Source organism: Mesoterricola sp. MK458, assembly GCF_055384935.1.
Genome location: NZ_AP045075.1, coordinates 1211716 through 1236501, shown reverse-complemented (window position 1 = coordinate 1236501; position 24786 = coordinate 1211716). Strand labels below are relative to the sequence as shown.

Here is a 24786-nt window from a genome sequence, read left to right as displayed (position 1 = left end):
TGATGTTGTAACCCGAGGCTCGCGGCCGGAGTCCAAGGGTCATATCCGGAAAGGGGATCCCATGGAATTCACGCTCAACGGCCAGACCCGGACGTTCGAGGGGGATCCCTCCATGGAGCTCCTGGCCTGGCTCCGGGACGAGGCCGGGCTCAAGAGCCCCAAGGACGGCTGCTCCGGCGAAGGGGTCTGCGGGTGCTGCACGGTGCTGGTGGACGGCAAGGCCCGGCTCAGCTGCCGCATGGAGGTCAAGGACGCCGAGGGGCGGGAGATCACCACGGTGGAAGGGCTCACCGCCCCGGAGCGCGACGCCTTCGCGGACGCCTTCGTCCTGAAGGGCGGCGTGCAGTGCGGCTTCTGCACCCCCGGCATCGTCATGAAGGCGGCCTCCATCCTGCGCAAGAACGCCGCCCCCACGCGCCAGGAGATCCGCGACGGCCTCCACGGGAACCTCTGCCGGTGCACCGGCTACAAGAAGGTGCTGGATTCGGTGGAATGCGCGGCCGAGGCCCTGCGCCTCCAGCGGCCTGTGGTCTTCCCCGGGGGCACCGGGGCCGTGGGCACCCGCCACCCCAAGTACACCGCCCGGGAGGCGGTGCTGGGCGAACGGGTCTTCGTGGGCGACATGGTGGAGCCCGGCATGGTCTTCGGGGCCCTGCGCTTCTCGGACCACCCCCGCGCCCGGGTGCTGAAGGTGGACGTGTCGGAAGCGCTCCAGGTGGACGGCGTCCTGGCGGTGCTCACCGCCCGGGACATCAAGGGCAAACGCGTCAACGGCATGATCTACCGCGACTGGCCGGTGATGGTGCTGGAAGGCGAGGTGACCCGCTGCATCGGCGACGTGCTGGCCACCGTGGCGGCGGTGACGGAAAAGGCCGCCCACGCTGCGGCGGCCCTGGTGCGGGTGGAATACGAGGTGCTGGAGCCCGTCACGGACATCTTCGAGGCCCTGGAGCCCGGGGCCCCCCAGCTCACCGACCACGGCAACGTCCTGTCGGTCACGGAGGTGCGCCTGGGCGACGCGGAGGAGGCCCTGAAGACCGCCGCCCACGTCACCCGCCAGCGCTACACCACCCAGCGCATCGAGCACGCGTTCCTGGAGCCCGAAGCGGCCCTGGCCGTGCCCTGGACCAAGGACGGCGAGGCCGGCGTGAAGATCTTCGACGGGGGCCAGGGCGGCTACGAGGACCGCCGGCAGATCGCCGAGCTCCTGGACCTTCCCGAGCGCCTGGTGAACGTGGTGCTCGTGCAGAACGGCGGCGCCTTCGGCGGCAAGGAGGACCTCATGGGCCAGCACCACGCGGCCCTGCTCTGCATGGCCACGGGCCGCCCCGTCATGGTCCGCTTCGACCGCCAGACCTCCCTGCGCACCCACGCCAAGCGCCACCCCATCGTCATGGACTATGAGGTGGGCTGCGACGCCTCGGGGCGCCTGGTGGCCCTGGTGGCCCGCATGCATTCCGACTCCGGCGCCTACGCCAGCGTGGGCATGAAGGTAATCGAGCGCGCCGTGGCCCACTCCGCCGGGGCCTACGCCATCCCCAACGTCCACGTCACGGGCACGGCGGTCATCACCAACAACGCCCCCTGCGGGGCCATGCGGGGCTTCGGCGCCAACCAGGCCTGCTTCGGCATCGAGTCCAGCGTGGACGAGCTGTGCGCCCTGGGCGGGTTCGACCGGTGGCAGTTCCGCTGGGACAACGCCCTGACCGAGGGCAAGGCCACGGCCACCGGGCAGGTGCTGAGGAGCGGCGTGGGGGTGCGGGCGTGCCTGGAGGCCCTGGAAGCCCGCTTCCGGGCCGCGCGGTACGCCGGCATCGCCGCCGGCATCAAGAACACCGGCATCGGCTGCGGCATGCCCGACTCCGGGAAGGCCAAGGTGGAGATCCTGCCCGGGGGCCGGGTGGTGCTCCACCACGGCTGGTGCGAGATGGGGCAGGGGGCCCACAACATGGCCCTCCAGACCCTGGTCACCGAGACGGGCATCGACCCCGGCCGCATCGAGGTGCGGGTGGAGACCGACGCCGAGACCTGGTGCGGCATGACCACCGCCAGCCGGGGCACCTCCCTGGTGGGCAACTCCGTGCGGGAGGCCGCCAAGGGCCTGAAGGCGGACCTGGCCGCGGGCGCCTCGCTGGCGGACCTCGCCGGGCGCACGTACCGGGGCGAATGGGTGTGCGACTGGACCACCAAGGTGGGCGCGCAGCCCCCCGAGGGCCGGGAGATCGTCACCCACTATTCCTACGGCTACGCCGCCCAACTGGTGGAGCTGGACGGCGAGGGGCGCATCGAGCGGGTCACCGCCGCCCACGACGCCGGGCGCATCCTGAACCCCACGCTCTTCGAGGGCCAGATCGAGGGCTCCCTGCACATGGGCCTGGGCTACGCGGTCACCGAGGACTTCCCCTACAAGGACGGCTGGCCCGTGTCCTGGAAGATGGCGGATCTGGGCATCCTGCGCACCCGGGACATGCCCGAGCTGGAGGTCATCGGCGTCGAGGTGGCCGACGCCCACGGTCCCTACGGCGCCAAGGGGGTGGGCGAGATCGGCCTGGTCCCCACGGCCCCCGCCGTGGCCAACGCCCTGCGCCAGTTCGACGGCGTGCGGCGCACCTCCCTCCCCCTTCGTGAAATGCGCCTCCTGGGCAGGAAGAACCGGACCTGAAAGGAACCATGATGGGCAAACCCTTCCGCGTGGCCAAGCTCGAGATGCTCGCCGGCTGGATCTTCCGGGAACTGGAGGCCCGGGACACGGTCATGGGTATCCCCAAGGCCAACTTCCAGGTGCCCACCCCCGCCATGGCCCAGACGATGTTCGGCCACACCGTCGCCGCCCCCCTGGGAGTGGCCGCGGGCCCCCACAGCCAGCTGGCCCAGAACATCGTCTCCAGCTGGCTCTGCGGCGCGCGCTTCATCGAGCTCAAGACCGTGCAGATCCTGGACGAGATCGAGGTGAGCCGGCCCTGCATCGACGTGGAGGACGAGGGCTACAACTGCGAGTGGAGCCAGGAGCTCAAGCTGGAGGAATCCTTCACCGAATACCTCAACGCCTGGGTGCTCATCCACGCCCTGGCCCACAGGCTGGGCCTGCCGGGTCCCGGCACCCACTTCAACATGAGCGTGGGCTACGACCTCAAGGGCATCCAGACCCCGCGGGTGCAGGCCTACATCGCGGCCATGCGCAATGGCGGGGCGGCGCTGGACGAAGCCGTGGCCCAGGTGGCCCGGGTGTACCCCGCCGTGAAGGACGTGCCCATCCCCACCGAGCTCTCCAACCACGTCACCCTCTCCACCATGCACGGGTGCCCGCCGGAGGAGATCCAGCGCATCGCCACCTTCCTGCTCACGGAGGTGGGGGTGCACACCTGGGTCAAGCTCAACCCCACGCTCCTGGGCGCGAGCCGGCTGCGGGGCCTGCTCAACGCCTCGCAGGGCTTCGACATCGACGTGCCCGACAGCGCCTTCGACCACGACCCCGGGTTCGACCAGGCCATGGCCATGGTGCGCAACCTGGCCGCCGTGGCCCGGGACCTGCCGCTGCAGTTCGGCCTCAAGCTCACCAACACCCTGGAGGTGACGAACCACCGCACGGTGTTCCCCCCGGCCGAGAAGATGATGTACCTCTCCGGCCGCGCCCTGCACCCCCTCACCCTGAACCTGGCCCACCTGGTGTCCCAGGAGCTGGACGGCCAGGTGCCCATCAGCTTCTGCGGCGGCGCCGACGCGGGCAACTTCCCCGACCTGGTGGCCGACGGCCTGGGCCCGGTCACGGTGTGCACGGACCTCCTCAAGCCCGGCGGCTACGCCCGGCTCCAGCAGTACCTCCGCAACCTGGAAACGGCCATGGGGGACGCCGCCGACCTGGACGCATACGTCCGTGCGGCCTCCGGCGGGCACGGGGCGCGCTTCAACCTGGCCCGGCATGCGGTGAAGGTGGTGGGCGACGACGCCTACGCCCGCCGCCCCCGGCCCCTGCGCTTCAAGGGGCCCCGGGCGCTGGGGCCCTTCGACTGCATCTTCGCGCCCTGCGTGGACAGCTGCCCCACCAACCAGAACATCCCCGACTACCTCTGGCTGGTGGCCCACGGCCGGCCCCGGGAGGCCATGGAGGTGATCCTGCGCACCAACCCCCAGCCGGGCATCACCGGCAGCGTGTGCGACCACCCCTGCACCGGGACCTGCGTGCGCATGTTCTACGACGCGCCCCTGGCCATCCGCGAGATCAAGCGCTTCGCCTTCGAGCAGGGAGGCGCCTTTCCCGAGGCCCCGGGCCCCCGGACCGGCCCCGGCGTGGCCGTGGTGGGCGCCGGCCCCGCGGGGCTCTCGGCGGCGTACTACCTGGCCAGGTTCGGCTTCGACGTGCACGTGTTCGAGGCGAAGCGGGAGCTCGGGGGCATGGTGTCCGGGGTCATCCCGGGCTTCCGCCTCACGGGCGAGGCCCTGGAGGCGGACCTGCGCCGCCTGGCGGACCTGGGGGTCACCTTCCACCTGGGCCAGGCCCTGGGGCGGGACCGGACCCTGGCCGGGCTGCGGGAGGCGTTCCCGTACGTATTCCTGGGGGTGGGGGCCCAGCGGGGCAAGCGCCTGGGCATCCCCGGCGAAGGGGCCGAAGGGGTGGTGGACGCCCTGGACTTCCTGGACCGGGTCCGGGCCGGCACGCCCATGGACCTGGGCCGGCGCGTGATCATCATCGGCGCGGGCAACACGGCCATGGACGCCGCGCGCTGCTCGCGGCGCCTGGTGAAGGACGGCACCGTGACCATCGTCTATCGCCGCACCCGGGCGCAGATGCCCGCGGATCCCGCCGAGGTCGTGGACTGCCTGGAGGAGGGGGTGGACCTGCGCGACCTGCTCGCGCCGGTGCGGGTGGTGGCCGAAGGGGGCAGGGTGACGGGCCTGGTCTGCGCGCGCATGGCCCTCGGGGAGCGGGACGCCTCGGGCCGTCCCCGGCCCGTGCCCGTGGAGGGAGGCGAGGAGCTGCTCCCGGTCGACACCCTCATCCCCGCCATCAGCCAGGAACCGGTGCTGGACTTCCTGGAGGGCCTGCCGGTGGCCCTGCGCCGGGACGGCACCTTCGAGGTGGACCCCGCCACCCGGGAGACCTCCGTGCCCGGCCTTTTCGCCGGAGGGGACGCGGTCCACGGTCCCTCCTCCATCATCGAGGCCATCGCCGACGGCCGGGCCATGGCCGAAACCCTGGCCCGGCGCCACGGCATCCCGGTGCCAGGGGAGGCCCCGCTCCCCAAGGGCGCCACGGATGCCGCCCTCCTGGAGAAGAAGGCCCGGGTGGCTCCCGCCCGGCAGGTGCCTGTGCTGCCGGTGGCCGAGCGCCGGGGCTTCGAGGAGGTGCTCCACGTCTTCACCCCCGAGGAGGCGGCCCAGGAGGCCTCCCGGTGCCTGGACTGCGACGACCTGTGCAGCCTGTGCGTCACCGTCTGCCCGAACCGCGCCATGCTGGCCTTTCCCATGGTCCCCCTGCGCCTGTCGCTGCCGGTCCTGGAGCAGCGCGGCGGCCGCCTCGAGGTGGTGGGCCACCGCCCCTTCGCCGTGGACCAGGCGGTGCAGACCTACAACGTCGCCGACTTCTGCAACGCGTGCGGCAACTGCACCTCCTTCTGCCCGACCGCGGGCGCGCCCTACCGCGACAAGCCGCGCCTCTGGATCGACCGGGACGGGTTCCGGGAGGACCCGGACGACGCCTTCCGCATGGAACGCGAGGGGGAGACCCTGGTGCTGGAAGCCCGCATCCAGGGCCGGGAGCACCGCCTTGAGGCGGGCCCAGCGGGCGCGGTCTACCGCAGCGGCCCCTTCACGGCGCGGACGCGGGCCGGCTCCTGGGACCTCGCGGACTGGGAGGTGCAGGGCAAACTGGCGGAGGGAACCCGGGTGGATCTGACCGCCTATGGTACCCTGGTCGTACTTATCAACGCCGGGGCTTCGGCGCCCCATCTCGCCGGTAGTCTTAACTGAATGGTGCTGTCTCCTGGAAGGACGGGCATGACCTGGCTGTCACGATATCTGGAACGGGAATCGCCGGCGCTGTGGCCCGTGCTGCAGCCCGAGGTCCAGGCCCGCATGGAGGCGGTGGCTCCCGCGGTGGTCCTGCCCGTCGGCGGGGGCACGGGCCTGGGCATCCTGCGCAACCTGGGCCGCCTCGGCGTGCCCATGGTGGCCCTGGACGACAATCCCGCCTCCATCGGCCTGACGTCGCGCTACGCGGTGCCGCTGGTGTGCCATGACCCGCGGCACCACGGCGAGGAGGCCCTCATCCAGGACCTGGAGCGCCTGGGGGAGGCCCTGCCGCAGCGCGCGGTGCTCTTCCCGGCCTTCGACGACCACGTGTGGGCGGTGTCCCGCCACATCGAGCGGCTCTCGAAGTACTACCTGATCCCGCTGGCCGGCTGGGACGTGATGCAGCGGGTGGAGGACAAGGAACTCCAGCTCAAGGCCGCCGCCTCCGTGGGCGTCGACATTCCCAGGACCGCCTACGTCCACGGCCCCGAGGACCTGGCGGCCGCGGCCGCGGACATGGTCTTCCCGGCCCTCTTCAAGCCCATCCGGCCCCAGGAGATGCGCCGGCGTTTCGGCTTCAAGGTCATCGGCGTCCCCACCGCGGCCGACCTCCCCGCCGCCTACGAGAAGGCCCGGGTGTGCGGCCCCCTCCTCCTGCAGGAGATCATTCCCGGGGGGGACACCGCCTTCTTCACCTGTGGCGCGTACCACAACGCCGCCTGCCAGCCGCTGGGCCTTTTCGTCTCCCGGAAGCTGCGCCAGCATCCCCGGGACTTCGGGGAGGCGCGCATCGCCGAGAGCGAATGGAACGACGACGTGGTGGCCGCCACCCTGCGCCTGCTCACGGAGCTCTCCTTCCACGGCGTCTCCGGCACCGAGTTCAAGCTCGATCCCCGCGACGGGCGCCTCAAGCTCATGGAAGTGAACGCCCGCCACTGGCTCCACCACACCCTTTCCACCGAGGCCGGCGTGAACCTCTCCCTCATCGCCTACCGCGACGCCCTGGGCAGCCCCATCCAGGGCCCCCGGCAGCAGGACGGCGTGCGCTGGACGGACCTCAAGCACGAACTGGAGGACAGCCTGGGCGAACTCGTCCACGGGACCCTGGGCTTCCGGGAGATGCTGGAGGGCTTCCGCAACGCGCGCACCGACGCCTTCTGGAGCCTCGACGACCCGCTGCCGGTGGCGCGCCAATTCGCCACGGCGGTGGGGCGGCACCTGCCGGGGGCGAAGTAGGCCCATCACGGGGAAAAGGGCTGCGGGCGCAGGTTGAAGCGCCGGCGCGGGTCCGCCGCCATGAACAACTATTTGGGAATAATGGAAACTACTTAAACAATTTTATAAAAAAACAGCATTGCAAGGTAAAGGCGATCTGATCATCCTCTATTGGAGGGTGTCGCTCGCTTCCTGGAGCTGCCTCCGCCAGTCCATCCCTTGGGATGGGCTAGCTTACCTATGCCTTTGACCGCTCGAACAACCAGGCGCCCGAAGGCGCCTTTCCCGAAAGGAATGCCCATGAGAATCCTCGCCCTGCTCCCCCTGGCGGCGTTGCTCGCCGCCCCCCTTGCCGCGGAGGACAAGGGCAGCGACACGAAGGGGAAATACTATTTCAAGAAGAACTGCAAGGTCTGCCACGTGGCCGGAGGCTCCGCCGCGGCGCTCACGCCCCTTTCCAGGACGCAGGCCCAGTGGAAGAAGTTCTTCGACGCCGGCGTGCACGGAAAGGGCGGGGAGAAGCTGACGCCCAAGACCTGCACCCCCGCGCAGGCGCTGGACATCAAGACCTTCCTCATGAACCACGCCTCCGATTCCCCCCAGCCCGAAACCTGCGGCGGCTGATCCCCTTCCCGAACCCGGAGCCCGATATGCGAATCACCCGTCTCGCCCTCACCCTCGCCTTCCTCGCGCCCCTGGGCCTTTCCGCCCAGGAGGACGTGAAGCGGGAACTGGCCGACCTGAAGGAGAAGGTCGCCCCCTGGAAGCCAGGGCCAAGGACCAGGAAAAGGTCCTCACCAAGGTCGAAACCAAGGTCGCCCAGGACAACATCGCCTGGGGCGGCGACCTGCGCACCCGTTTCGACAGCCTCCAGCTGCACTACAAGCCCTACCAGCAGTTCCTGGGGTTCGTGCAGAACCCCGCGCCCGGCGCCTCGAATCCCTATCCGTTCATGCCCGTGACCCAGCAGATGGGCGCCCAGGACTGGTCCAACTCCGTCGAATGGTCCACCCGCCTGCGTCTGCGCATGACCATGAACATCAGCGAACACGCCAAGATCATGGGGCGCCTGACCATGTTCAAGGTGCATGGTGGGGCCGACACCCCGGTCTTCAACGGTTCGCCCAACACCGTCCAGAACGGCTTCAACGATGCCAAGGTCCCGGGCAACGATGTCCTGCGCGTCGAACGGGCCAGCTTCGTGTACGACTGGCCCGCGCTGGGGGTCCTTTCCATCGGCCGCCAGAACACCTCCGACGGCCCGCCCCTGGAAGTGCGCGAAGGCACCGAGCGCCAGGCGACGCCCCAGGCCCTGGCGGTCAACGCCCTGGTGGACGGCATCGGCTGGAAGTTCCACCTGGACAAGCTGGGCTTCCCGGAGCACTCCCTCCTGGGCTTCTGCTACGGCGTGGGCTTCGAGAGCGGCTTCGGCGGCGGCGGTTCCGTGAAGAACACCTACGTGCCCGTGGGCTTCAACTTCACCAACGCCACCGCGTCCAATCCCGCGGGCGCCTCCCTGCAGGTGAACCCCGTGGCCTCCCTCAAGGACAGCACCGTCCTGGGCGCGATGCTGGACGTGCCCCTGCTCTTCGAAGGGCTGGGCACCGTGCATTCCGCGAACATCTACGTGGGCTACAACCGCTTCGGCAACATGACCGACATCCCCTTCGGGAACCTCACCCAGTTCCCCGTGCCCGCCATGCCCGGCATGGGCGGCATGCCCAGCATCCAGTACGTGACCGCCACCAACAACCTGGGCGACATGGACCAGTTCACGGCCACCTGGAAGCACAAGATCGGCGACACCTTCACGTACTTCGGGAGCTTCGGCTACATCAAGAGCCACCCCAACGGGAAGACGTCCCAGTACGGCGCCTACTGGGACATGCCCGCGCAGATGGGCGGCCCCGGCTACCAGCTCACGGGCTTCGGCGGCCTCCTGGGCGACGCGCACCAGAGCCGGACCGCCAGCGCCTACTACCTGGGCATGCGCTGGGACCCCCGCGCGAACCTTGGCCTGGGCCTCGAATTCAACCACGGCTCCCCGCGCTGGTTCACCTATGATCCCGCGGTGGGTGAACCCACGGACAAGCTCGGCACCCGGGGCGATGTGCTGGAGGCCTACGTGAGCTGGGAGTTCGTGAAGAACGTGATCCTGAAGGTGGGGTACCTGGACTACACCTACAGCCATGCCTTCAGCGGCTGGCACATCGCGCCCGCGCCCATGGCGGGAAGCTGGGAACCGGCCTACAACCTGGACCGGAACCCCATGCTGCAATACGCCTCCCCCGCGACCATGAAGAACACCTACCTCTCGCTGGAAGTGAGGTTCTAGGCCCCATGACGCACATGACGAGCCCGTCGGGCCCCATCCGTCCGCCCCGGCCGGGGCGGTTCATCCAGGCCCTGGCGGGCCTCATGGTTCTTTCCCTGCCGGTCCTGGCCGCCCAGCCGCCGCCAGGGCCCGCGCACGGCGCCTACGGCCGCGTGCGGGCCGAGCGCAACCGCGACGTCACGGCCGACCACACCAAGTTCAAGATCCTCCAGGGTCCCTTCAAGGACGGGGACGGATCGGCCGTGACCCGCGCCTGCCTCACCTGCCACGTGAAGGCGGCGGACCAGGTCATGGCGACCCGGCACTGGAACTGGCGCCCCGCCGCCACGGAGCGGAAGGGGTACGGCAAGTCCACCCACCTGGTGAACAACTTCTGCATCTCCACCCTCGGCGGCAACCAGGAGGCCTGCTCCCGCTGCCACGCGGGCTACGGCATGACGGACCGGACCTTCGATTTCACGAAGGCCGAGAACGTGGACTGCCTGGTGTGCCACGACACCACGGGGGACTACGAGAAGGTCAAGGGCGGCTATCCCAACCCCGCCGTGCCGCTGGCGGAAATCGCCCAGAAGGTGGGCCGCACCAGCAACCAGACCTGCGGCGCATGCCACTTCTTCGGCGGGGGGGCGGACGCCACCAAGCACGGGGACCTGGACGACACCCTCCTCAAGGCCCCCCGTTCCCTGGACGTGCATCTCTCCCGGGACGGGGCCGCCATGAGCTGCACCGACTGCCACGGCGCCCGGTCCCACGAGGTCGCCGGCCCGGACTACGGCGCCCCGGCGGACCGCCGCGAACAGCCGAGGTTCGCCGGGGAGGCCGTGAGCCGCATGGCCTGCACGGCCTGCCACACGGCGACCCCCCATGCCTCTTTCGTGCTGAACCGGCACTACCGCAAGGTCGCGTGCCAGACCTGCCACATTCCCGCCTATGCCCGGGGCGGGCTGGCCAGCAACCTGAGCTGGACCTGGTCCACGGCCGGGCGCCTCAAGGACGGCAGGCCCTACGAGGACAAGGACACGAACGGACTGGTGACCTACAACACCATCCACGGGGACATGGTCTGGGCGAAGAACGTCCGGCCCGAGTACGTCTTCTATGACGGCAGCATGGACTTCACGCTCCTGACCGACACGCTCCCCGCCACCCGCCCCGTCATCCTCAACCCGCTCCATGGTTCGTACGCGGACCCGGACGCCCGGATCTGGCCCTTCAAGCGCCACGAGGGGGACCAGCCCTTCGATCCCGTGCAGAACCGCCTCGTGGCGCCCTGGACCGCGGGGCCCAAGGGGTCCGGCGCCTACTGGGGCGACTACGACTGGGACACCGCCATCCGCCTGGGCATGGAGAAGGCGGGCCTCCCCTACAGCGGGAAATTCGGCTTCGTGAAGACCTCCATGTGGTGGCCCATCACGCACATGGTCGCCCCCAAGGAGCAGGCCCTGGCCTGCGGGGAGTGCCATTCCCGCCAGGGACGGCTGGCCCGGGTGAAGGGGTTCTACCTGCCGGGCCGGGACCGCGCACCCGGGCTGGATTTCCTCGGCTGGGGCCTGGTGCTCCTGACCTTTTGCGCCACCCTCGTCCACGGCGCCAGCCGCGTCCTCGCCAGCCGCTCCCGGAGGAACCCATGAGCCGGATCATCCTGTACACCCGATTCAACCGGTTCTGGCACTGGACCCAGGCGCTGCTCATCCTCCTCCTGGCCGTGACGGGGTTCGAGGTGAGGGGCACCTTCCGGATCTTCGGGTACCTCCGGGCCGTGAACCTGCACCACGGGCTGTCCCTGGCCCTGATGACCCTCGTCCTGTTCGCGGCCTTCTGGCACCTGACCACCGGCGAATGGCGCCAGTACCTCCCCACCCGCGTGTTCCTGAAGGAGATGGCCGCCTTCTACCTCACCGGCATCTTCCGGGGCGCGCCGCACCCGGTGCGCAAGGAACGCACCGCCAAGCTGAACCCCCTGCAGCGCCTGGCCTACCTGGGCTTCAAGGTGCTGATCATCCCCGTGCAGTTCACCACGGGGGCCCTGTACTTCTTCTACCCCAACCTCAATGCCCACGCCTGGCCCGCGGGCTTCCTGTGGGGGGTCTCCACCCTCCACGTCCTGGGGGCGTTCGGGCTCCTGGCCTTCCTCGTGGGCCACGTGTACCTCACGACCACCGGGCATACGCCGCTGGCGAACCTGAAGGCCATGCTCGTGGGCTACGAGGAGGATGCCTACCCCAGCCGCTCGATGAAGGGGTAGAAGTCCTGGTCCTCCGCCCGCAGGCGGCGCTCCAGGGACCGCAGGACGTCGAGGGTGGCGGTGCGGAAGGTCTCGGGGTCGGCCAGGACGTCCGTGGTGGCCAGCCAGCGCTTGAGGTGGGCGGCCATGGCGTCCTTGAGGCCGCCCACCTCGCCCATGTAGGCCAGGGTCTTTTCCCGCACGGCGGCGTCGGGGCTCTTGAGGAGGGTGGGGTACAGGGCCCGGTCCTCGAAGGCGAGGTGGATGTTCAGCCGGGCGCCCAGGGTCACCAGCAGTTGCCGGGCGCCCAGGGCGTCGAAGGATCCGGGCTGGAGGCGGTGGTGCAGGTCCTCCAGGAGGCCGTGGATTTCGGCGTGGTGCTCAACGTAGCGATCGAGGTTCATGGGGGCCTTTCCGGAGGCCTCGGCCTCCTCTTCCACCCTGAACCCTGCGGACCGCCGGCGAATTGATGGGGATCAAGGATCCCGCTTCAGGCCATGGAATGCAGGCCGAACATGTTCCCGTCGGGGTCCAGGGCCAGGGCCACGAAGCCGTACTCGCCGATGGCGAACTTCTCCCGGGCGATCTTGCCGCCGGCCTGGGCGACCCGCCCGGACTCCACGGCGCAGTCCTGGCAGCTGAAGTACACCAGGGTGGCGTTGCCCCCCGAGGGGCAGCCCTTCATGCGCACCAGGGCCCCGGGCGCGCCGTAGCTCGTCATTTCGCCGGGGAACGCCCACATCTCGGAATCGTCCTCGACGCCCAGGCGCGCCAGCTCGGTCTGGAAGACCTTCTGGTAGAACGCCTTGGCCCTTTCCATGTCCTGGACGTAGATCTCGAACCAGCCCACGGGATTGCCCATCGCCGACCTCCTTCGGGAATGCGATCCGCATTGTGGAACGGGCCGGGCGCCGGTTCAAGGAGAATGGGACTCAATGAATCACAATTCCCCTTCCGCGGTCCGGTTCGGGCAGGGGAGGAGGCGGCGCAGGGCGTCCAGGAGCCCGGGGTTCCGCGCCCGGCTGGCCGCGCTGGCCAGGGGTTCCTCCGGGGCGGCCGGGGTGGGCCCGCCGCCGGTGGGGGCGGCCAGGGCGGTGGAGCTGCCGGGAGCCTCCTCCGCCGAACTGGAGACCCCGGCCAGGACCCAGGCGGCGGGGCCGGTGCTGGAGGTGGCCCCGGGCGCCGTGGAGGCGACGGGCCCGGAGCTGGAACCTTCCGCTTCCCGCCCGTCGAGGTGGGCCATGCTCTCGGCGTTGAAGGCCTGGATGACCTCCGCCAGCCAGGCCCGGGAAAGGGCCGCGATCCGCAACAGGTCGAAGCCCTGGGAATAGACGGAGGAGGCGGAAACGGCCACGGCGCTGGAGGCGGTGATGAGGCCGGCGGCCTCCTGGGCGTTTCCGGCCCGCGAGGCGGCGTTGCCCGCGATGAGAAGGCCCCGGGCGCCGGCGAACAGGCCGTTTCCGAAGCCCAGGGCCCGGTCGCCGGCGGCGGTGACCAGCCCCGCGAACTCGTCGTAGTAGGTGAAGGTGTCCGTGCGGGTCCGGGCGTCGGAGAGGGGGGTCGTGGGGCAGGGCGCCTGGCGGCCCCTCAGGATGCCCGCAGTCAGGCAGGCGATGCCGTGCTGGAAGAGGTGGGCGATGGTGGCGTTCCGGTTCCGGAAGGTCTCCGTCAGGGTGCCCCCGCACACCGGGAGGTCCAGGTGGTGCCGGGCCGCCAGGGCGCAGCCCTCGTCCATGCCCAGGAGGGCGGTCTCCAGGGCGGGCAGGGGAGAGACGACGCCGGTGAGGCCATCGGGCTCCCCGGGCCCGGGGGCGCCGGTGCAATTGAGCGCCTTGGCGTCCTGGGCGTTGGCGTACCGCTGGTAGATGGAGCGCTTCGCGCCGGCCAGGCCGCTCAGCTCCCCGTAGGCGTCGCCCACGGCCCCCAGCACGTAGGCGGCCACCGCCAGGCCGTCGCCCACCTGGCCCAGGGTGAAGGCGGCCGTGGCGGCGAGGGCCCCGTCGTCCGCGGCCAGCAGCGCCGCCTGGCCCGTGTGGAGGCCCGAGCCCACGGCCTGCAGGAGGAAGGCGTCGCGGTTGAACTGGTACATGAGGGCCGAGCCCTGGGCGGCGAGGCGGTCGAATTCGGCCAGCTGGTCGCTCTGGATCAGAGCGATGCGCTCCTTGGCCTCGGGCACGGACTCGCCCACCAGGCACCAGCCGGCGCCCAGCGCCTCCGGCGCCTGGAAGAGCCGGCGCGCCCGGGCGATGACCTCCCGCGCCTGGACCGCCACCCCGGACCGGTACCCCGGTTCGCAGGGGGGCAGGGCGCGCCCCGCCAGGGCCGCCGGCCCGCACACCGCGTCCAGGGCGTCCAGGCCGCGGGAGGCCTCGTCCAGGTAGGGGTCGAAGGGTTCCGTCTGGGCGAGCGATGGGAGCACCGCGGGTTCGGTCCAGGCGCCCAGACCCAGGATCAGCAGGCAGAAGACGCCGCTGAGCCGTGGGCGCGGCGGCGCGGGCCGGGCCTCCGGGAGAGGCGACGGGGCGGGAAGGACAGGGAGGGCCGCCGGTTCCAGCGCCCGGCGCGCCTCCCGCCCGGCCTGCTTGGCAACCCGGATTTCCCGCTGCAGGCGCCGGGAATGGGCCAGCGCCTTCTGGCGGCTGGTGGGCGCCGCCTGGGCCAGGGCCCCGGCGGCGAGGATGCAAACCAGCCCCGCCAGCAGCCTGGAAGGGGAATTCGAGGTCAAGGGCATGGCACGCCTCCCGGTCGTCGGTTACGGGAAGGGTGCCGAAGTTTTATGAATGGTTTCAGGGTGCGGCGAGTCCGCGCAAAACAGCAAGCCCTGGATCCTACGCTGCAAAACCCGGGCTCAGTGGCCCTCGCCGCCCAGGTGGCGCCCCAGTTCCCCCACCACGGCCTTCGCGTCCCCGAAAAGCATGAACGTCTTGTCCAGGAAGTAGAGGCCGTTGTCGATGCCCGCGAAGCCGGGGTTCTTGGAGCGCTTGATGGCGTACACCGTGCGGGCGCGGTCGGCGTCGATGATGGGCATGCCGTAGATGGGGCTGGTCTTGTCGGTGCGGGCGGCGGGGTTCACCACGTCGTTGGCGCCGATGATGAGGGCCACGTCGGCCTGGGGCATGTCGCCGTTGATGTCGTCCATTTCCAGCAGGTCGTCGTAGGGGATCTCGGCCTCGGCCAGGAGCACGTTCATGTGCCCGGGCATGCGCCCGGCCACCGGGTGGATGGCGAACTTGACGTTGACCCCGCGCTTCTTGAGCAGGTCGTAGAGCTCGCGCACCTTGTGCTGGGCCTGGGCCACGGCCATGCCGTAGCCGGGGACGATCACCACCAGGTCGGCCTCGGCCATGATCTGGGCGGCGCTTTCGACGGTGTCCTCCTTGTAGGCCTGGGCCGCGGCCCCGGCGCCCTGCGCCTGCGTCTGGCCGAAGGCCCCGAAGAGCACGTTGGTGAAGGACCGGTTCATGGCCTTGCACATGATGATCGAGAGGATCAGGCCTGAACTGCCGTCCAGGGCGCCGGCCGTGATGAGGAGCTTGTTGTCCAGGACGAACCCCATGGCCACCGCGGACAGGCCTGCGTACGAATTGAGGATGGAGATGACCGTGGGCATGTCCGCGCCGCCGATGGGCAGGATGAGCAGCACGCCGAAGGCCAGGGACAGGACAAGGACGCCGCCGAAGGCCGCCGGGGCCCAGGGGGCCAGCGGGTGCAGCACCAGGGCCGCGCCCAGGGCCAGGGCCAGGGAGAAGAGCCCCAGGTTGATGACGTTCTGGAAGGGGTAGGTCACGGGCCGCTGGGGGATCCACTTGACCTCCTGCAGCTTGCCCGCGGCCAGCAGGGAGCCGGTGAGGGTGAGGAAGCCCAGCAGCACCTCGGCCACCAGGGCCACCATGATGAAGGGCGTGAGGGCGGCCGCGTCGCGCTGGCCGTAGTACAGGAAGAACTTTCCCGTGCCCACGAGGCCCGCGGCCATGCCGCCGAAGGCGTGGCTCAGGGCGGTCCGCTGGGGCACGGCGGTGAGGGGCACCTGGGCCAGGGGGTAGCCCACCGCGGCGCCCAGGACGAAGGCGCCCAGGATCCACAGGTAGTGCGTGCCGCCGGTGGCCAGGACCCCCGCGAGGGTGCCCGCCACGGCCAGGGCCATGGCCGCCACCCCGGACAGCACGCCCTTGCGCGCCGTCTCCGGGTCGCTCATCCACCGCAGCGACATGATGAAAAGGGCGGTGCCCGCCAGGTACAGGAGCTGGACGAGGGATTCCAGGTTCACTTGCCGCCCTCCCGCTTCTTGAACATCTTCAGCATGCGGTCAGTGATGAGGAAGCCGCTGACGATGTTGGTGGTGGAGCAGAAGATGGCCGCCAGGCCCAGGCCCGTGACCCACCAGGGCTGGTGTGCGCCGGACGCGACGATGATGGCGCCCACCACGGCGATGGCCGAGATGGCGTTGGTCAGGCTCATGAGGGGCGTGTGCAGCAGCCTGGACACGCGCTGGATGGCCATGAGGCCGATGAAGCTGGCCAGCATGAACACGAAGAGCGCGCCCATGAGGTCCGTTGTGCCGTGGGTGCCGTGGGTCACGGGCGGCTCCTTTCGAGGGCCTTGAGGGTGGGGCCGTGGACGATCCCGCCGTCCCGGGTGATGGCGCAGCCCTGCTGGATGTCGTCCTCCGGGTCCAGGCGCAGGCGCCGGGCCTCCTTGTCCCAGAAGGCCAGGACGAAATTGAGGAGGTTGCGGGCGAAGAGCGTGCTGGCGGCGCGGGGCAGGGTGGCGGGCAGGTTGAGGGGGGCCAGGATGCGCACCCCGTGGGCCGTCACGGTCTCGCCGGGCCGGCTCAGGGTGCAGTTGCCGCCGCCGTCGGCCCCCAGGTCCACGATCACGGAGCCGGGCCTCATGGTGGCGACGATGGCCTCGTCCAGGAGCCTGGGCGCGAAGACGCCGCCGATCAGGGCGGTGGTGACCACCACGTCCATGCCCGCGCAGTGCGTGGCCAGCATGCTCGCCTGGAGGGCCTTGTCCTCCGCGGACAGCTCGGCGGCGTAGCCGCCGCCGGCCTGGGCCTTCACGTCGATGCCCACGTACTTGCCGCCCACGGACTCGATCTGCTCGCGCACCTCGGGGCGCACGTCGGTGGCGCTGACGCTGGCCCCCAGGCGCCGGGCGGTGGCGATGGCCTGGAGCCCGGCCACGCCCGCGCCGATGACGAAGACCTTGGCCTGGGGGGTGGTGCCCGCGGCGGTCATGAACAGGGGGAAGTAGCCGGGGAATTCCGCGGCGCCCAGGAGCACCCCCTTGTAGCCCGTGATGTTGGCCTGGCTGGACAGGGTGTCCATGGCCTGGGCCCGGGTGGTGCGGGGGATGCAGTCGGTGGAGAAGGCCGTCACGCCCCGGGCCGCCAGGCGCTCCATGGCGGCCGGGTCGCGGGTGGGGAACAGGGACGCCAGCAGGATCGCCCCGGGCTTCAGGAGATCCGCCTCGTGGGCTCCGCCGGTCCTCTCCCGGGGGGCGTTGACCTTCAGGACCAGGTCGGCGTCCCAGGGCTCGCCCAGGGCCGCTCCGGCCTGGCGGTAGGCCTCGTCAGGGAAGAAGGCCCGCGCCCCGGCGCCAGGCTCCACCACCACCTCGGCCCCGGCCTGCACCAGCTTCCGGCACGACTCCGGGTCCAGCGCCACCCGGTTCTCACCGGGCCGGACCTCGACTGGGACGGCGATCTTCATGGAGCCTCCGCGACTCCATGATGATACGCGGACTCAGACGCGCCGGGGAAGCGTCATGCGACCCATTCCTCCTTGCGCACCTCGCCGTCCACGCCCACCACCACCACCTTGAGGGGCACCCGGCGCGACGCGGCCTGGGCCGCCACCTGGGCGCAGCGCAGGAGGCCGCCGCAGCAGGGCACCTCCATGATCATGACCGTGATGGTGTTCACCTGGGCCTCGTCGATGAGGGCGGTGAGCTTGGCCACGTAGGACTCCTGGTTGGAATCCAGCTTGGGGCATGCGATGGCCACCTTCCTGCCGGGGAGCCACCGCTGGTTGAAGTCGGGCAGGGCGAAGGCGACGCAGTCGGCGGCCAGGAGCAGGTCGGCCTTGTGGAAGACCGGGTTCATGGGCGAGATGAGGTGCATCTGCACGGGCCAGTGGGTGAGCTGGCTCTGGAGGCCTTCGGCGGCGGCGGGGGCCGCGGCGCGCTCGAGGTTGCGGGGGGCGGAACCGGGGCAGCCCATGGGTTTCTCCTTGTAGTCGGGGATGGCCACGCCCAGTTCGGCCAGGTAGGCCTCGGCCTCCCGCAGGTAGGCCGTCTGGGCGTGGTGGTGAAGGTGCCTGAGGTGGGCCTTGAGGGTGTTGGCCCCCATGGGCAGGATGTTGTCGACGGTGCGGCGCTCGTCGTAGGGGGCGGCCTCCCGCACCTCGACCTCGATGGCGCCCTGGGGGCACTCGCCCACGCAGGCCCCGAGGCCGTCGCAGGTGATCTCGCTCACCAGCCGGGCCTTGCCGTCGATGATCTGCAGGGCGCCTTCGGGGCAGCCCTCGGCGCACAGGCCGCAGCCGTCACAAAGCTCCTCGTCGATGCGGATGATCTGGCGTTCCATGGCGTCTCCCTGGAACCCAGCATGACGGGCGGGCGGAAAGGGCGCCTTGATCTGCATCAAGAACGGGAAAACCGCCCCCCGCGCCCGAGGGGGGGCGCCCTGGCTTATGATGGTCCCTGGAGACCGTTCATGGCCAAGAAGACAACCGACCAGCCCGAGATCATCTATTCCATGATGCGGGTGAGCAAGTTCTACAACAACAAGCCCGTCATCAAGGACATCTCCCTGTCCTATTTCTACGGCGCCAAGATCGGCGTCCTGGGCCTCAACGGCTCGGGCAAGTCCACGGTGCTGCGCATCATGGCGGGCGTGGACCAGGACTTCAACGGCGAGGCCGTGCTGAGCAAGGGCTACACCACCGGCCTCCTGGAGCAGGAGCCCCGGCTGGACGACACCAAGACCGTGCGCGAGGTGGTGGAGGAGGGCGCCGCCGTGAAGGTGGCCCTGCTCCGGGAATACAACGAGATCGGCGAGCTCTTCGGGGAGCCGGACGCGGACATGGACGCCCTCCTGGCCCGCCAGGGCGCGCTGCAGGACCAGATCGACGCCCTGGACTGCTGGGACCTGGACGCCCAGCTGGAGCAGGCCATGGACGCCCTGCGCTGCCCGGACCCGGAGACCCCCGTGAGCGTCCTCTCCGGCGGCGAGCGCCGCCGGGTGGCCCTGTGCCGGCTCCTCATCCAGCAGCCCGACATCCTGCTGCTGGACGAGCCCACCAACCACCTGGACGCCGAGAGCGTGGCCTGGCTGGAACTGCACCTGCAGCGCTACGAGGGCACCGTCATCGCCATCACCCACGACCGCTACTTCCTGGACCACGTGGCCGAATGGATCCTCGAGCTGGACGGCGGCCGGGGCATCCCCTGGAAGGGCAACTACTCCAGCTGGCTGGAGCAGAAGCAGGCGCGCCTGGCCCAGGAGGAGAAGGCCGACAAGGCCCGCCAGAAGACCCTCGAGCGCGAGCTGGAGTGGATCCGCATGTCGCCCAAGGGCCAGCACGCCAAGAGCAAGGCCCGCATCTCCAGCTTCGAGACCCTGCTCGGCCAGGAGGGCCTCCAGCGGGAGAAGGAACTGGAGATCTACATCCCCGCCGGGCCCCGCCTGGGGGACCTGGTGGCCGAGCTCACCGGCGTCACCAAGGCCTACGGCGACAAGGTGCTCTTCGAGGACCTCTCGTTCGCCATCCCCCGGGGCGGGATCCTGGGCGTCATCGGCGCCAACGGCGCCGGCAAGACCACCCTGTTCCGCCTCCTGGCGGGCCAGGAGACCCCGGACGCCGGCTCCATCCGCATCGGGGAGACCGTGAAGATGGCGGTGGTGGACCAGCTGCGCCAGGGCCTGGACCCCGACAAGAGCGTCTATGAAGCCGTCACCGGCGGTTCGGACATGATCGAGATGGGCGGCAAGCTCGTCAACGGCCGGGCCTGGATGTCCAAGTTCGGCTTCTCGAGCGAGTCGCAGACCAAGAAGGTGCGCGAGCTCTCCGGCGGCCAGCAGAACCGCCTGAACCTGGCCCTCACCCTCAAGAGCGGCGCCAACGTGCTGTTCTTCGACGAACCCACCAACGACCTGGACGTCAACACCATGCGCGCCCTGGAGGAAGCCATCGAGGCCTTCGCGGGCTCGGCCGTGATCATCAGCCACGACCGCTGGTTCCTGGACCGCCTGGCCACGCACATCCTGGCCTTCGAGGGCGACAGCCGGGTGGAGTTCTTCGACGGCAACTACTCCCAGTACGAGGCCTACCGCCGGGAGCAGCTGGGCCTGGACGCCGGGCCCCACCGGATCCACTACCGCAAGCTCACGCGCTAGCGCGGGGCCGTCCGGTGCGTATGTTCAAGGTTGCGAGGAGCTGATCCGTGGCCGTGCCCACCCCCTTCCATCACTACCTCCACTGCCCCCTGGGGTGGATGGGCGTGGGCCTTGCGGAAGGGGGCCGGATCATCCGTCTGGAAATCCTTCCCGAATCCGAGGACACCCTCATCCTCACGCCCCGGAACCGCCGCGAGCCGCGGGTCCTCGCGTTCCTCAAGACGCAGATGGACGGCTACTTCCGCCGGACGCTGCGCACCTTCAACCTCCCCATCCACCTGGCGGGGGACGCCCTGGAGCAGCGCGTGTGGGCCGAGACGCTCCTGCTGGGGTTCGGCCAGGGCCTGGACCTCAAGGCCCTGGCCGGCCGCGCGCACGCCGACCAAGGGGCGACCGCGGCCGCCCTGCGCGCCAACCCGGTGGCGATCCTGGTGCCCACCCACCGGGTGCTGGGGTGGGAGGAGGCCGGCCCGGTCCCGCCCTGGGTCGGCTTCCTCCGGAGGCTGGAGGGGATCGATTCCAGGCCGGTGACGGCCCCCTGATCAGGCGCGGTCACCGCCCCTTGACGTACGTCTCCAGCCACTGGTCCTGCTCCCAGAGCATGTGCAGGATGTTCTCCCGGGCGGCGTAGCTGTGGGATTCCAGGGGCAGCAGCACCAGGCGGGCCTTGCCGCCCAGGCCCTTGATGGCCTGGAAGAGCCGCTCGCTCTGCAGGGTGAAGGTGCCGGGGTTGTTGTCGGCGTCCCCGTGGATGAGGAGGATGGGCGCCTTGATGCGGTCGGCGGCGTCGAAGGGGGACATGGCGCGGTAGACGCCCGGGGCCTGCCAGTAGGTGCGCTCCTCGGCCTGGAAGCCGAAGGGGGTGAGGGTGCGGTTGTAGGCGCCGCTGCGGGCGATGCCCGCGGCGAAGAGGTCGGAGTGCGCAAGCAGGTTGGCCACCATGAAGGCGCCGTACGAGTGCCCCATGCACGCCACGCGCCGGCGGTCGCCCACCCCCAGCCGGTCCAGCTCGTCGATGGCCGCCTTGGCGTTGGCAACCAATTGCTCCACGTAGGTGTCGTTGGGTTCGGCCGAGCCCTGGCCGACGATGGGGAACTTGGCGTTCTCCAGCACCGCGTAGCCGCGCAGGGTCCAGTAGAGGGGCATGGACCAGCGGGGGGCCGAGAAGAGGTTGGGGGATTCCTTCACCTGCCCGGCGCGGACGGCGTCCTTGAACTCGGTGGGGTAGGCCTCCATGAGCACGGGAAGGCGTCCGTCGCGCGCGGGATCGTAGCCCGGGGGCAGGTGCAGCACGGCGCTGAGGTCCACGCCGTCGGCGCGCTTGTAGTGCAGGGTGCGCCGGGTGACGCCGGCCAGGGCCTGGTAGGGGTTTTCCGTGCGCGTGAGGGCCGTCAGGGAGGGCTTCGGGCCCAGGGTGCGCAGGTGCAGGTCGGGAAAGCGCGCGGGCCCCTGGATCTGGGTGAGGAGCCTGGCGGGATCCAGCACCCGCACGATGCGCTCGTACGTGGCGGCCCCGTCGGCCTGCCAGAGGCGCTCGGCCTTGCCGGCGCGGGGGTCGAAGGCGTCCAGGAAGGGGCGGTTGCCCTGGGGCCCACAGCCTTCGCCTTCGAGGTACAGCCGCGTGCGGTCCGCGCTGAAGAGCAGCGTGTTCCGGTTGAATGCGTTGCGGGCCGTGACGAACGTCCCGGGGTCGCCGTAGGCGTCCTCGGAGGACCGGTCGAAGAGCGGGCGCCCCGGGCCGCCCTGGGCCGGATCCACCAGGCTGGTGCGGGCGCGGCGGGTCTTCCACCAGCCCTCCACCGCGACGGCCGTGTGCGCGTCGCCCCAGATCATCTCCTGGAGCCGGTGCTTCGCCTGGAACACCAGGGCGGGCTCGCCCGCGAAGGGCGCCCGGAGCTGGTACACGTGGTCGCGCAGGGGCACGTCCCGGCTGGGCACGCCGCCGTCCTGGGCCTCCACCCAGACCACGGTGGCGGGTTCGTCCTCGCGCCACTGGAAGCGCCGGCGCCCGGCTTCGCAGGCGTCGAAGTCCACGGGGATGCGGTCCTGGAGGTCGCGCTGGACCAGGGTGGCCACGGGCGCGCCCGCGGCGGTGACCACGCGCACGGTGGAGGGGAAGCGGCTTTCGGGGAACAGGTAGGAGAAGGGCCGCCGGAGCTCGGTCACCAGGAGGTAGGCGCCGCCGGGGGCGGGCGCGATGCCTCGGTACAGGGCGGGGGGCAGCACGTCGGCGGCCTTGCCGTCGAGGTCCACGCGCTGGATGCGGGTGGTGGCGTAATGGGCGAAGCGGGCCTCGTCCGCGGGGGAATGGAGCAGGTCCTGCCAGGTGCGGGCGGGGGCGCGCACCCCGGTGGCCTCCTGGACGGCGGGGCCCAGGGGCAGGGCGGCGTCGCCGGGGCAGGGGGCGAGGGTGGGCCGCATGCGCACGTAGAGCCCCGAGCCGTCCGGGGCCCACGCGAAGGGGGCGCCCAGCACGGCGCTCAGCACGGGTTCCGTGAGACGCCGGGCCCGGCCCGTGGCGGTGTCCACGGTCCACAGCGCCATGCCCTCGGCCTGGATCTCCACGAGGGCCAGATGGCTTCCCGTGGGAGAGAACTGGGGGTGCTCGAAGCGCAGGTCCGCCGGCAGCCCCGTCAGGGGGATGGGCCTGCCCGTGGCCACGTCGCGCAGCTCCAGGCCCCGCAGGGTCCGGGTGCGGGAGAGGTTGTGGGTGCGCGGATTGATGCGCAGCCCCGCCAGACGGAGCTCGGGCTGGGCCAGGTCGGCGAGGCCCAGGAGCGCGGGGCGCTTGACCAGGGCCAGCACCCGGGCCCGGGGGTCCACCAGGGCCGACGGGGGCGTCTCCACGTCCACCAGGTCCTGGATGGCCTTGGGGGGCGTCCGGAAGGCCAGGGGGGCTTGGGCAAAGGCGGGCATGAGGGCGGGCAGGAAAGCCGCCAGGGCCGGGATGAGCCGGGTGGGGTGCATGGGGGCTCCGGGAAAGAGGGACGTATCCACTGTTACACCGGATGTTGGATAAATCCAGGCCCGGTCCGGGGAGCGGGAGGGGGGCATTGGAATGAATTCCGCGGCGCTACTCGGGCCTCAGCGCGGCCGTGGCCTCGCGCAGGAGGTTCCGCTGCCACTGGGCGAAGGCGGCCTCGTCCGTGTAGGCCAGTTCCCAGAACCGCGCCACGTAGTCGGGCGTGTTCCGCAGGTCCTCGAGCTCTCCGGCGGTGGGGGGCAGGGCGTGCCGGGCCCCGGGGCGCGCGGGGGAGGGACCCGGCCCCGCATCCAGCCTGGGGCTGCCATCGTCGGCGGCCGTGGAGCCGGCCCCCGCCCAGGTGTCGGCGGCGGCCATGGCGGCGGCTTCCCGGGCCCGGCTCCACCGCGCCTCCTTCCGGGCGCGGGCGGCCTCGGCCCGTTCCCGCGCTTCCCGCCTGGCCACGAGCCGGGCATGGGCGGCGGCCCGCTCTTCCCGCGCGCGCAGGCGCTGGCGTTCGGCGTGCTCCCGGACGCGTTCGGCCTCCAGGGCCTCGCGGGCCTGGTGGGCGCGCAGGGCGGCCGCCTTGCGCTGGGCCTCCTCCTGGTCGCGCTGGACCTTTTCCTCCCGGCGCTTCTCCTTGCGTTCCCGGTTGGCCTCGTGCCAAGCGTGGGTGTGCCGGATGTCCTTGGGGGCCGGGAGGCCCTGCTTCGGAGCCTTACCCGCGGGCCCCTTGCGGGCCGATCCCAGGTCCGCCGACAGCCGCTCGGCGGAGGCCTCCCGGATTCCGGCCGGGGCGAAGACGAAGTCCGGGGTCCCCTCCGCCTTGGCGAGGAAGCAGGGCAGCCCCACCCCGGGAACGGGCCGCCAGTCCCGGAGGAGGTCCCCGAGGGCCCTTGGGCGGTGGTCGCCCAGGGCCGTGCGCCACGCGGTCCAGGGGGAGGCCAGGGCGATCCGGTCCCACTCCCGGTTCAGCCAGAGGCTGACGGCCCGGGCCTCGGCGGTCACCAGGACCCGCCGCACCAGCCGTTCCGGGTCCGCCCCTTCCGCGGGGGCTCCCGGCAGGGGCCCCTGGGCCCTCCGGGCCATGGCCAGGCTTTCGCTCTGGACCAGGGCGATGTGGACCGTGCATTCCATGCGGGTCTGCTCGGCCAGGGCCGCTTCGCACTGATCCAGGAGGGTGATCAGCTTGGCCCGGTCGCCCTCCGTGGTGGAAGGGCTCGCCAGGCGCTCCGCGTACTTGGCCTGGATGGCGTAGGCGGAGGCGAGGCGCGTCCAGCTGGCCTGGAGGGCCCGCAGGGGTTCGGCCAGGGCCTGGGCGACCTCGGGGGAGGCCGCGGGGTGGACGTGCTCCAGGACGTTCCTGCGGTAGCGGGCGGCCATGGCCTTGGCCACGGCCGCCGGGTTCCCGGCGGGAGGATCCGTGGCCAGGAGGGCGCCCGCCGAGAGGGCGAGGCCCAGGAGGGCGAGGAAGGGGCGTTTGGGCATGGGGGTTCTCCTGGCAGGGCGAAGCCCGCGTCCACCGTTCACCTGCGCCAGGGCTGCCTTAGGTTTCCGGGGCGGAGCGGGAGTGGGAACGGAGGTTCGAAAAGAAGGGTTGACCTGGGATGGCCCCGCACGGCTCAATGGAATTCCATCCC

At 70.9% G+C, this 24786-nt stretch carries 18 protein-coding genes; 9 read left to right on the top strand and 9 right to left on the bottom strand.

The annotated features are described in order from the left end of the window. Window positions 1-61 precede the first annotated feature (61 nt). The 7 genes from xdh (at window position 62) to ACZ5LB_RS05265 (ending at window position 11804) form a co-directional block, all read left to right on the top strand. Window positions 62-2662, top strand: coding sequence for a selenium-dependent xanthine dehydrogenase (xdh, locus tag ACZ5LB_RS05295; RefSeq protein WP_464605100.1), 2601 nt, complete (start codon window positions 62-64; stop codon window positions 2660-2662). An 11-nt stretch (window positions 2663-2673) separates the two neighbouring features. After that, entirely contained in the window at window positions 2674-5967 is a 3294-nt protein-coding gene (gene ygfK, locus ACZ5LB_RS05290) for a putative selenate reductase subunit YgfK (RefSeq protein ID WP_464605098.1), read from the top strand. Window positions 5968-5994: 27 nt separating this feature from the next. Continuing rightward, window positions 5995-7245, top strand: coding sequence for a carboxylate--amine ligase (locus tag ACZ5LB_RS05285; protein ID WP_464605097.1), 1251 nt, complete (start codon window positions 5995-5997; stop codon window positions 7243-7245). A 279-nt stretch (window positions 7246-7524) separates the two neighbouring features. After that, the gene (locus ACZ5LB_RS05280; protein ID WP_464605096.1) at window positions 7525-7848 is read left to right on the top strand and encodes a c-type cytochrome; all 324 of its coding nucleotides are present in this window, start codon (window positions 7525-7527) and stop codon (window positions 7846-7848) included. Between the two features lie 286 nt (window positions 7849-8134). Then, on the top strand, window positions 8135-9559 hold the full coding sequence (locus tag ACZ5LB_RS05275; protein ID WP_464605095.1) for a DUF3373 family protein: 1425 nt from the start codon (window positions 8135-8137) through the stop codon (window positions 9557-9559). A 5-nt stretch (window positions 9560-9564) separates the two neighbouring features. Continuing rightward, window positions 9565-11190, top strand: coding sequence for a tetrathionate reductase family octaheme c-type cytochrome (locus ACZ5LB_RS05270; protein WP_464605094.1), 1626 nt, complete (start codon window positions 9565-9567; stop codon window positions 11188-11190). After that, window positions 11187-11804 carry a cytochrome b/b6 domain-containing protein gene (locus ACZ5LB_RS05265; RefSeq protein WP_464605093.1) on the top strand — a complete coding sequence of 206 codons (618 nt, stop codon included), beginning with the start codon at window positions 11187-11189 and terminating at the stop codon, window positions 11802-11804. The genes ACZ5LB_RS05270 and ACZ5LB_RS05265 overlap by 4 nt, the downstream gene beginning before the upstream one ends. On the opposite strand, the gene ACZ5LB_RS05260 is transcribed toward ACZ5LB_RS05265, so the two are convergent. From ACZ5LB_RS05260 to ACZ5LB_RS05230, 7 genes are all read right to left on the bottom strand, one after another. Next, a complete protein-coding gene (locus ACZ5LB_RS05260; RefSeq protein WP_464605092.1) occupies window positions 11777-12187 on the bottom strand; it encodes a hemerythrin domain-containing protein in 411 nt (136 codons plus the stop codon). The two genes, ACZ5LB_RS05265 and ACZ5LB_RS05260, sit on opposite strands and share 28 nt — an antisense overlap. Window positions 12188-12273: 86 nt before the next feature. Beyond that, the gene (locus ACZ5LB_RS05255) at window positions 12274-12645 is read right to left on the bottom strand and encodes a VOC family protein (protein WP_464605091.1); all 372 of its coding nucleotides are present in this window, start codon (window positions 12643-12645) and stop codon (window positions 12274-12276) included. Window positions 12646-12723: 78 nt separating this feature from the next. Beyond that, window positions 12724-14514, bottom strand: a complete 1791-nt coding sequence (locus ACZ5LB_RS05250) for a hypothetical protein (RefSeq protein ID WP_464605090.1) — start codon at window positions 14512-14514, stop codon at window positions 12724-12726. 117 nt (window positions 14515-14631) lie between these two features. Further along, window positions 14632-16044, bottom strand: a complete 1413-nt coding sequence (locus tag ACZ5LB_RS05245; RefSeq protein WP_464606285.1) for an NAD(P)(+) transhydrogenase (Re/Si-specific) subunit beta — start codon at window positions 16042-16044, stop codon at window positions 14632-14634. Between the two features lie 2 nt (window positions 16045-16046). Continuing rightward, window positions 16047-16328 carry an NAD(P) transhydrogenase subunit alpha part 2 gene (locus ACZ5LB_RS05240; RefSeq protein WP_464606283.1) on the bottom strand — a complete coding sequence of 94 codons (282 nt, stop codon included), beginning with the start codon at window positions 16326-16328 and terminating at the stop codon, window positions 16047-16049. A 29-nt stretch (window positions 16329-16357) separates the two neighbouring features. Beyond that, window positions 16358-17497: an NAD(P) transhydrogenase subunit alpha gene (locus ACZ5LB_RS05235; protein WP_464605089.1), complete on the bottom strand. Its 1140-nt coding sequence runs from the start codon at window positions 17495-17497 to the stop codon at window positions 16358-16360. A gap of 53 nt (window positions 17498-17550) precedes the next feature. Beyond that, entirely contained in the window at window positions 17551-18372 is an 822-nt protein-coding gene (locus tag ACZ5LB_RS05230; protein WP_464605088.1) for an ATP-binding protein, read from the bottom strand. Window positions 18373-18501: 129 nt separating this feature from the next. On the opposite strand from ACZ5LB_RS05230, the gene ettA reads away from it, so the two are divergent. Beyond that, entirely contained in the window at window positions 18502-20184 is a 1683-nt protein-coding gene (gene ettA, locus ACZ5LB_RS05225; protein WP_464605087.1) for an energy-dependent translational throttle protein EttA, read from the top strand. 47 nt (window positions 20185-20231) lie between these two features. Beyond that, window positions 20232-20726 carry a methylated-DNA--[protein]-cysteine S-methyltransferase gene (locus tag ACZ5LB_RS05220; RefSeq protein ID WP_464605086.1) on the top strand — a complete coding sequence of 165 codons (495 nt, stop codon included), beginning with the start codon at window positions 20232-20234 and terminating at the stop codon, window positions 20724-20726. A gap of 10 nt (window positions 20727-20736) precedes the next feature. Here the strand turns inward: ACZ5LB_RS05220 and ACZ5LB_RS05215 are convergent, their stop codons facing one another. Continuing rightward, entirely contained in the window at window positions 20737-23151 is a 2415-nt protein-coding gene (locus tag ACZ5LB_RS05215; protein WP_464605085.1) for a S9 family peptidase, read from the bottom strand. A 106-nt stretch (window positions 23152-23257) separates the two neighbouring features. Then, a complete protein-coding gene (locus ACZ5LB_RS05210; RefSeq protein ID WP_464605084.1) occupies window positions 23258-24634 on the bottom strand; it encodes a hypothetical protein in 1377 nt (458 codons plus the stop codon). Between the last annotated feature and the right edge of the window lie 152 nt (window positions 24635-24786).